The sequence below is a fragment of the Mesorhizobium sp. EU05-FHT14A09 genome, from assembly GCF_058790995.1.
In genome coordinates, this window is record NZ_JBYTDF010000013.1 from 137957 (window position 1) to 144661 (window position 6705).

Sequence of the window (6705 nt, forward strand, 5' to 3'; positions counted from 1 at the left end):
ACGGCATGCGCTGGCAGCTGTCCTTACGCCACCAGCTTTTCGTCGCTGCGCAGCGTCAGCACTTCGACGCCGGTGGCGGTGACGGCGACGGTGTGCTCGAACTGGGCGGAAAGCTTGCCGTCATTGGTCACAACGGTCCAGCCGTCGTCGGCCGTCGTCACCCTGCGGGTGCCCTGGTTCACCATCGGTTCGATGGTGAACACCATGCCTTCCTGCAGCTTGACGCCGGTGCCCGGCCGTCCGTGGTTCAGCACCTGCGGCTCTTCATGCATCTCGCGGCCGATGCCGTGGCCGCAATAATCGCGCACCACCGAATAGCCGTTCTTCTTGGCGTGCTTCTCGATGGCGTAGCCGATGTCGCCGACAAACGCGCCGGGCCGCACTTCGCGGATGCCTTTCCACATCGCCTCCTGGGCAACGCGCACCAGCCGTTTCGCGACGGGCGAGGCATCGCCGACCAGATAGGTCTTGGAGGAATCGGCGATGAAACCGTTCTTCTCAAGCGTGATGTCGAAATTGACGATGTCGCCGTCCTTGATGATCGCGGCCGCATCCGGCACGCCGTGGCAGACGACATGGTTGATCGAGCAGTTCAGCACATGCTTGTAGCCATACTGCCCCTTGCTCGCCGGGCGCGCGGCAAGGTCCTCGCTGATGAAGCGGTCGACCAGCGTATCCACCTCAAGCGTCGACATGCCAGCCAGCTCCAGCCCGTCGAGCATCTCGAACACGGAGGCCAGCAGCCTGCCCGACTGGCGCATCAGCGCCAGCTCGTCCGGTGTCTTGACCATGTCAGGCGACAGCCAGGCTGGGGGCAGGGCGGTCCTGCGCCGTGGCCAGTTCCCGCTTGACGATCTCGGTGAAGGACAGCGTCGGATTGGCCTCGGCCAGCATGCCGATCTTCATCCAGAATTCGGCCTGCGCGTTGATGGACCGGCACATCACGGTCGAGGCGCGCCGCACCTCCTCATGCAGGTCCTCGTCGATCTTCACGATGCCCATTTCTGTCTCCGTTGGATATACGGAGCATATATGGTTCGTATGTCGATGGGTCAAGCGGAGGCGAGACGCTGTTTGAACCGGATGGATGGGTAACTGTCTTCCCGCGGGCACAGTTTCGCAGCAGCGCTACACATAACGCCAATGCGTCGCGCCGCTTCCATCGGGAGAAACTCATCCGGTTTGGGTGGCGCGAAGGCGAGGCGCTGGTATCTCCCCCGCAACGGGGGGAGATACCAGCGTCTCGCAATCCCGGCTGGGCGCCAGCTCAATAATACTCCAGCTTGGGGTACCATTTTTCGCCGCGTCCCTCCGGCGTGAGGTCGAGCGCCGACCACAAGGGCGCGAAATCCGGGCCGCCGCGCGGATCCTTGCCGGCATCGGCCATCTCGCCGGTCATTTCGCCCTTCCAGAACAGCCGGACCTTGCCGTCATCGGATTTCTGGAACACGGCGAGCACCGGATACTCCCAGCCCTTTGCGGGATCGAGGCCACGGAAGTCGAGAGCGTAGTCGTCGCCGACGGTCTGGTGGAACTGCAGGTGCTGCCAGCCGCGCTCCCTGGCGAACGCCACCTGGCGCTCGACGGGACTGCGGCCGAGGATGGCCAGCGCCACGCGTTGCTTCAGGTCATTGGCGTTGGCGTTCAAGGGGCCGAGCAGGTTGGTGCACATCGGGCAGGGCCGCTCGCGTTCCGGGCCATACATCCAAAAATAGCTGACAAGCGTCTGCTTGTCGCCGAACAGCTCGGCCAGGGAAACTTCCGCGCCGTTCACGTCCTTGAAGCGGTAGTCTTTTTCGATGGCCGGCCCGCGCGGCAGCTTTCGCCGCTGCTCGGCCACGCTGTCGATATGCCGCTGCAGTTCGATTTCCTCGGCCAGCAGTTTCTGCCGGGCCTGCGCATAGGCTTCGGTTTCTCCGGGCCAGGATCTGCGCTTGGTTGCCAGCTCGATGGGTGAGGTGGACATGCTGCTCCTCCAGGGTCGTGCGTTTCGTTCGGAAGTCGCTGACCTGGCTGCGGGGTGGCCAGCTTCCGTATCCTACGCTTAAAAACGATCCCGGCGTGTGTGCCGTTCCAACACTCCTGCCCGTTCTTGCCAGCGAACGCTTCGAAGGCGGGATTGGGTGCGTCCTTCGAGGCTCGCCCGCAAAGGGCCGGGCTGTGCTTTCGGGCGATGTGCGGGCGAGCACCTCAGGATGAGGGGCGTTGGGCGAAACGGCGCTCAATCTCCAGGACGTTCCAGATTTTCGCCCGAAAGGCACAGCGGTCCTCATCCTGAGGTGCTCAGGATGAGGATCGCTGGGTGAAACGGCGCTCAATCTCCAGGACGTTCCAGATTCTCGCCCGAAAGGCACATCGATCCTCATCCTGAGGTGCTCAGGATGAGGGGCGCTGGGTGAAACGGCGCTCAATCTCCAGGATGTTCCAGATTCTCGCCCGAAAGGCACAGCGATCCTCATCCTGAGGTGCTCAGGATGAGGGGCGCTGGGTGAAACGGTGCTCAATTTCCAGGACGTTCCAGATTTTCGCCCGAAAGGCATAGCGGTCCTCATCCTGAGGTGCTCGCGAAGCGAGCCTCGAAGGACGCACCTTGTATGAGGACGTGCCGGCAACGGCCGCCACGCTGCAAAGGCGGGGCCTCTACCCCCCAGCGAGCCGCGGCAGCAGGAAGATCTCCGATCCCTCCGGCAGCGTCTTCGACCAGGTGTCGCGGTAGATGGTGCCGTCGATGGAGACCGCGATGCCGCGGTCAATGAACGGTTCGAAGGCGGGATACTGTTCAGCGAGTTTCCTGAACAGTTCCCTTATGTCCTTGGCCTCGATGTCGAGCTTGTCCTTGCCTCCGGCGACAGCGGCGAGCGATCCCCAGAGCGTGACAGCGACCATCAGGCTCCCCGTTCAGCCTCGAGCGCGGCCAGAATGCGCGGCGGCGACATCGGGATGTGCGTCATGCGCACGCCGACCGCGTTCGACACCGCATTCGCGATCGCCGCCAGCGGCGGCACGATCGAGGTCTCTCCGACGCCGCGCACGCCATAGGGGTGGTTGGGGTTGGGGATTTCGAGGATCTGCGTGTCGATCATCGGCAGGTCCGAGCAGACCGGGATGCGGTAGTCGAGGAAGCCGGCATTCTGCAGCCGCCCGTCCTTGCCGTAGATATACTCCTCGTTGAGCGCCCAGCCGATGCCTTGCGCCGCACCGCCCTGGTACTGGCCCTCGACATAAGTCGGGTGCACCGCCTTGCCGGCATCCTGCACCACCGTGTAGCGCAGCACCTTGGTCGCGCCGGTCTCCGGGTCGACCTCGATGTCGCAGATATGCGTGGCGAAGGAGACGCCGGCGCCGTCGGCGACGAGCTCGCTGTGGCCGGCGATCGGCCCGCCGGTGTTGCCGGACTGGGTGGCGATCTCCTTCAGCGAAAGCGCCGGCAGGTTGCCGTATTTCTCGCCTTTGGCGATGGCATGGCCCTTTTCCCAGACGACGTCGTCGACCGGGATGTCCCACATCTGCGCGGCGCGCTCGCGCATGATCCGGATGGCGTTGCGAGCCGCCGAGATCGTCGCCATCGATGACGAGAAGGTGCCGCGGCTGCCGTCGGTCATGTCGTTGTAGCCGAGGCTGGACGTGTCGGCGATGATGGTCTTGACCTGGCCATAGTCGATGCCGAGCTCCTCGGCCACGATCAGCGACAGCGAGGCGCGCGAACCGCCGACGTCGACGGTGCCGACGGCGAGCGAAACCGAGCCGTCCATGCCGATGTTGAGGTCGGTGCAGGTCTGGCCGCCGAAGTTGAACCAGAAGCCGCAGGCCATGCCACGCCCCTGGTTCTTGCCGAGCGGCGCCTTCATGTGTGCATGGCTCTTCACCGCTTCCAGCGTCGGGCCGATGCCGATCGGGCCATAGACCGGACCATAGGACGCGCGCGTGCCTTCCTGCGCGGCGTTGAGGATGCGGAAGTCGACCGCATCCATGCCGACCTTCCTGGCCAGCTCATCGACGGCGCTTTCCACCGCGAACGCTGCCATCGGCGCCGATGGCGCGCGATAGGAGGCGGTCTTCGGCCGGTTGACCAGAACTTCGAAACCGACGGTCTTGACGTTCTCCAGCCTGTAGCAGGCAAACGACGTCATCGCGCCGATCTCCGCCCACATGCCGGGATAGGGACCGTTGCTGTAGCGCAGCGTCGCTTCAGCAGCGGTGATGGTGCCGTCCTTGCGGGCGCCGATCTTGATGTCGATGGAGGTGGCGCTGGTCGGGCCGGACGCGCGGAACACCTCGTCGCGCGTCATCACCAGCTTCACCGGGCGGCCGGCCTTGCGCGACAGCGCCAGCGCCACCGGTTCGGCCCAGACATGGGTCTTGCCGCCGAAGCCGCCGCCGATCTCCGAAGAGGTGACGCGCAGCTTCGAGGCTTCCATGCCGAGCAGCTGGGCGCAGTGCTGGCGATAGACGAAATGGCCCTGCGTGCAGACCCACAGTTCCGCGGTGCCGTCGGTGCTGACGCTCGCCACGCAGGCATGCGGCTCGATATAGCCCTGGTGCGTCTGTTCGGTCCGGTAGGAGCGTTCGACGATGAAGTCCGCCTCGCCGAACCCCTTGTGCACGTCGCCATGGCCATATTGCGCGCGCTTGTGCACATTGGACGGCTTGACCGGCTTCTGCTCCAGCCCTTCGGTGAAGATGGCGTCGTTGATCAGCGGCGCGTCATGCTTGCAGGCCTCGTCGACATCGGTGACATGCGGCAGCACCTCGTAGTCGACCGCGATCAGCTTCAGCGCCTGCTTTGCCGTGCGCGCATCGATGGCCGCAACCGCCGCCACGGCATGGCCGTCATAAAGCGCCTTCCTGCGCGCCATGCAATTGTCGAGGATGTCGCGCAGCGCGCTGTCGTCGCCGGTGAGGTCGGGCAGGTCGGCCGCCGTGATCACCGCCTTGACGCCGGGCAGCGCTTCCGCCTTCGAGGTGTCGATGCCGCGGATGACGGCATGGGCATGCGGGCTGCGCAGGATGCGCCCGACCAGCTGGCCTGCCATGTTGAAATCGGCGCCGTAGCGGGCGCGGCCGGTGACCTTGTCGACGCCGTCGGGCCGGATCGGCCGCGTGCCGACTGAAGCGAAGTTGCGGTTGGAGAACCGTGGATCGAAATTCATCGCCTTCAACCCCTCATCACGCCGGCGGCGTCCTGGACGGCGCGCACGATCTTGTCATAGCCGGTGCAGCGGCACAGGTTCCCGGCCAGGCCGAAGCGGATCTCTTCCTCGGTCGGCTCCGGGTTCTTGGCCAACAGGTCCTTGGCGGCGATCAGGATGCCCGGCGTGCAGATGCCGCACTGCAGGGCGGCATGCTCGAGGAACTTCTGTTGCAGCGGATGCAGCCTGTCGCCATGCGCCATGCCTTCGATGGTCTCGACATGGCGGCCTTCCGCCTCGGCACCCAGCACCAGGCAGGAGCAGACCAGCCGGTCGTCGAGGATGACGCTGCAGGCGCCGCAGTCGCCGGTGCCGCAGCCTTCCTTGGCGCCGGTCAGGCCGAGCCTGTCGCGCAGCACGTCGAGCAGCGTCTCGTCAGGCTGGCACAGATATTCGATCGGGTCGCCGTTGATCGTCGTTGAAACCGCTATGCCGGCCATCACTTGCCTCCTGCACGTTCGTAAGCGGCGGTGGCGACACGTCTTGCCAGCACGCCGGCGACTTTCCGCCTGAATTCGATGGTGCCGCGCTTGTCGTCGATCGGGCGGCAGGCGCCCGAGCAAACCTTGGCCAGCCGCTCCAGCGTCGCCTCGTCCAGCCTGGAACCGACCAGCACTTCGGCCGCTTCCTCGACCAGCAGCACGGTGGGGGCCGCAGCGCCCAGCGCCACGCGCGCCGTCTTGACCACGCCGGCCTCGTCGAGCGTCAGGTTGACGCCGGCGCTGACCACCGCGATGTCCATTTCGGTGCGCGGAATGAAGCGCAGATAGGCATCGCCCGAACGCGGCGCGCGGCTATCGAGCAGGATCGCCTCGATGATCTCGCCCTTGGCGAGCGAGGTCCGGCCCGGCGCGGTCGGCACGCTTTCGACGGCGATGGTGCGCTTGCCGGACGGCCCGGCCACCACGGCCCTGGCGCCAGCCGCCACCAGCGCCGGCACCGAATCGGCGGCCGGCGAAGCGTTGCAGAGATTGCCGACGATGGTGCAGCGGCCCTGCACCTGTTTCGAGCCGATCAGGTTCGCCGCTTCGACGACGCCCGGCCATGCCTTTTTCAAGGTCTTGTTCTCGCCCAGCACCGCGCAGGGCACGGCGGCGCCGATGCTGAAACCGCCGGCAGTCTGCCGGATTTCGCTTAAGTGCTCGATCGCCTTGATGTCGATGATCAGGTCGGGCTCGATGAAGCCGCCTTTCATCCGCACCAAGAGGTCGCTGCCTCCGGCGAGAATGGCGGCTGTTCCGGATGAGCCGACCAACTGGCCGACGGCATCCTCGATCGTAAGCGGACGTATGTAGCGCATCGTCTCCCCTTCGCAAGTTGGGGACAGTTATAGAGGCTCCTGCGCCAATGGTCATCCGGGGATGGATGGTGAATTTGTGTGCCAGGGCGAGAGGGGTGCGTGGCATGAAGGGCGCGGCGCCTTCTATCTCCCCCCTTGCGGGACCGTTGCAAAATTAGGTGGTTGTGATTCCCTGCGTTGAGCAGGGGGATGTTTGCGATGGTTGTGAAGACGAGC

7 protein-coding genes are annotated in these 6705 nt (G+C 65.2%); all 7 read right to left on the reverse strand.

What is annotated here, in order from left to right; translation table 11 throughout:
• Nucleotides 1-23 precede the first annotated feature (23 nt).
• The 7 genes from map to AC3WTO_RS29085 all read right to left on the reverse strand — a co-directional run bounded on the left by map (nt 24) and on the right by AC3WTO_RS29085 (nt 6489).
• The gene (gene map, locus AC3WTO_RS29055) at nt 24-791 is read right to left on the reverse strand and encodes a type I methionyl aminopeptidase (protein WP_492464422.1); all 768 of its coding nucleotides are present in this window, start codon (nt 789-791) and stop codon (nt 24-26) included.
• A 1-nt stretch (nt 792) separates the two neighbouring features.
• Nucleotides 793-1002: a ParD-like family protein gene (locus AC3WTO_RS29060; RefSeq protein ID WP_492464423.1), complete on the reverse strand. Its 210-nt coding sequence runs from the start codon at nt 1000-1002 to the stop codon at nt 793-795.
• Between the two features lie 265 nt (nt 1003-1267).
• Nucleotides 1268-1966, reverse strand: coding sequence for a DUF899 family protein (locus AC3WTO_RS29065; protein WP_492464424.1), 699 nt, complete (start codon nt 1964-1966; stop codon nt 1268-1270).
• Nucleotides 1967-2640: 674 nt separating this feature from the next.
• Nucleotides 2641-2886, reverse strand: a complete 246-nt coding sequence (locus AC3WTO_RS29070; protein WP_492464425.1) for a MoaD/ThiS family protein — start codon at nt 2884-2886, stop codon at nt 2641-2643.
• A complete protein-coding gene (locus AC3WTO_RS29075; protein WP_492464426.1) occupies nt 2886-5150 on the reverse strand; it encodes a xanthine dehydrogenase family protein molybdopterin-binding subunit in 2265 nt (754 codons plus the stop codon). Before AC3WTO_RS29075 ends, AC3WTO_RS29070 begins: the two co-directional genes overlap by 1 nt.
• A 5-nt stretch (nt 5151-5155) precedes the next feature.
• Nucleotides 5156-5629 carry a (2Fe-2S)-binding protein gene (locus tag AC3WTO_RS29080; RefSeq protein WP_492464427.1) on the reverse strand — a complete coding sequence of 158 codons (474 nt, stop codon included), beginning with the start codon at nt 5627-5629 and terminating at the stop codon, nt 5156-5158.
• Entirely contained in the window at nt 5629-6489 is an 861-nt protein-coding gene (locus AC3WTO_RS29085; RefSeq protein WP_492464428.1) for an FAD binding domain-containing protein, read from the reverse strand. The genes AC3WTO_RS29080 and AC3WTO_RS29085 overlap by 1 nt, the downstream gene beginning before the upstream one ends.
• Between the last annotated feature and the right edge of the window lie 216 nt (nt 6490-6705).

Excerpts from the sequence above, each read along its gene's own strand:
- AC3WTO_RS29060 (WP_492464423.1), bottom strand. The coding sequence starts at position 1,002 with ATGGGCATCGTGAAGATCGACGAGGACCTGCATGAGGAGGTGCGGCGC.
- map (WP_492464422.1), bottom strand. The coding sequence starts at position 791 with ATGGTCAAGACACCGGACGAGCTGGCGCTGATGCGCCAGTCGGGCAGG.
- AC3WTO_RS29085 (WP_492464428.1), bottom strand. The coding sequence starts at position 6,489 with ATGCGCTACATACGTCCGCTTACGATCGAGGATGCCGTCGGCCAGTTG.
- AC3WTO_RS29070 (WP_492464425.1), bottom strand. The coding sequence starts at position 2,886 with ATGGTCGCTGTCACGCTCTGGGGATCGCTCGCCGCTGTCGCCGGAGGC.
- AC3WTO_RS29065 (WP_492464424.1), bottom strand. The coding sequence starts at position 1,966 with ATGTCCACCTCACCCATCGAGCTGGCAACCAAGCGCAGATCCTGGCCC.
- AC3WTO_RS29075 (WP_492464426.1), bottom strand. The coding sequence starts at position 5,150 with ATGAATTTCGATCCACGGTTCTCCAACCGCAACTTCGCTTCAGTCGGC.
- AC3WTO_RS29080 (WP_492464427.1), bottom strand. The coding sequence starts at position 5,629 with ATGGCCGGCATAGCGGTTTCAACGACGATCAACGGCGACCCGATCGAA.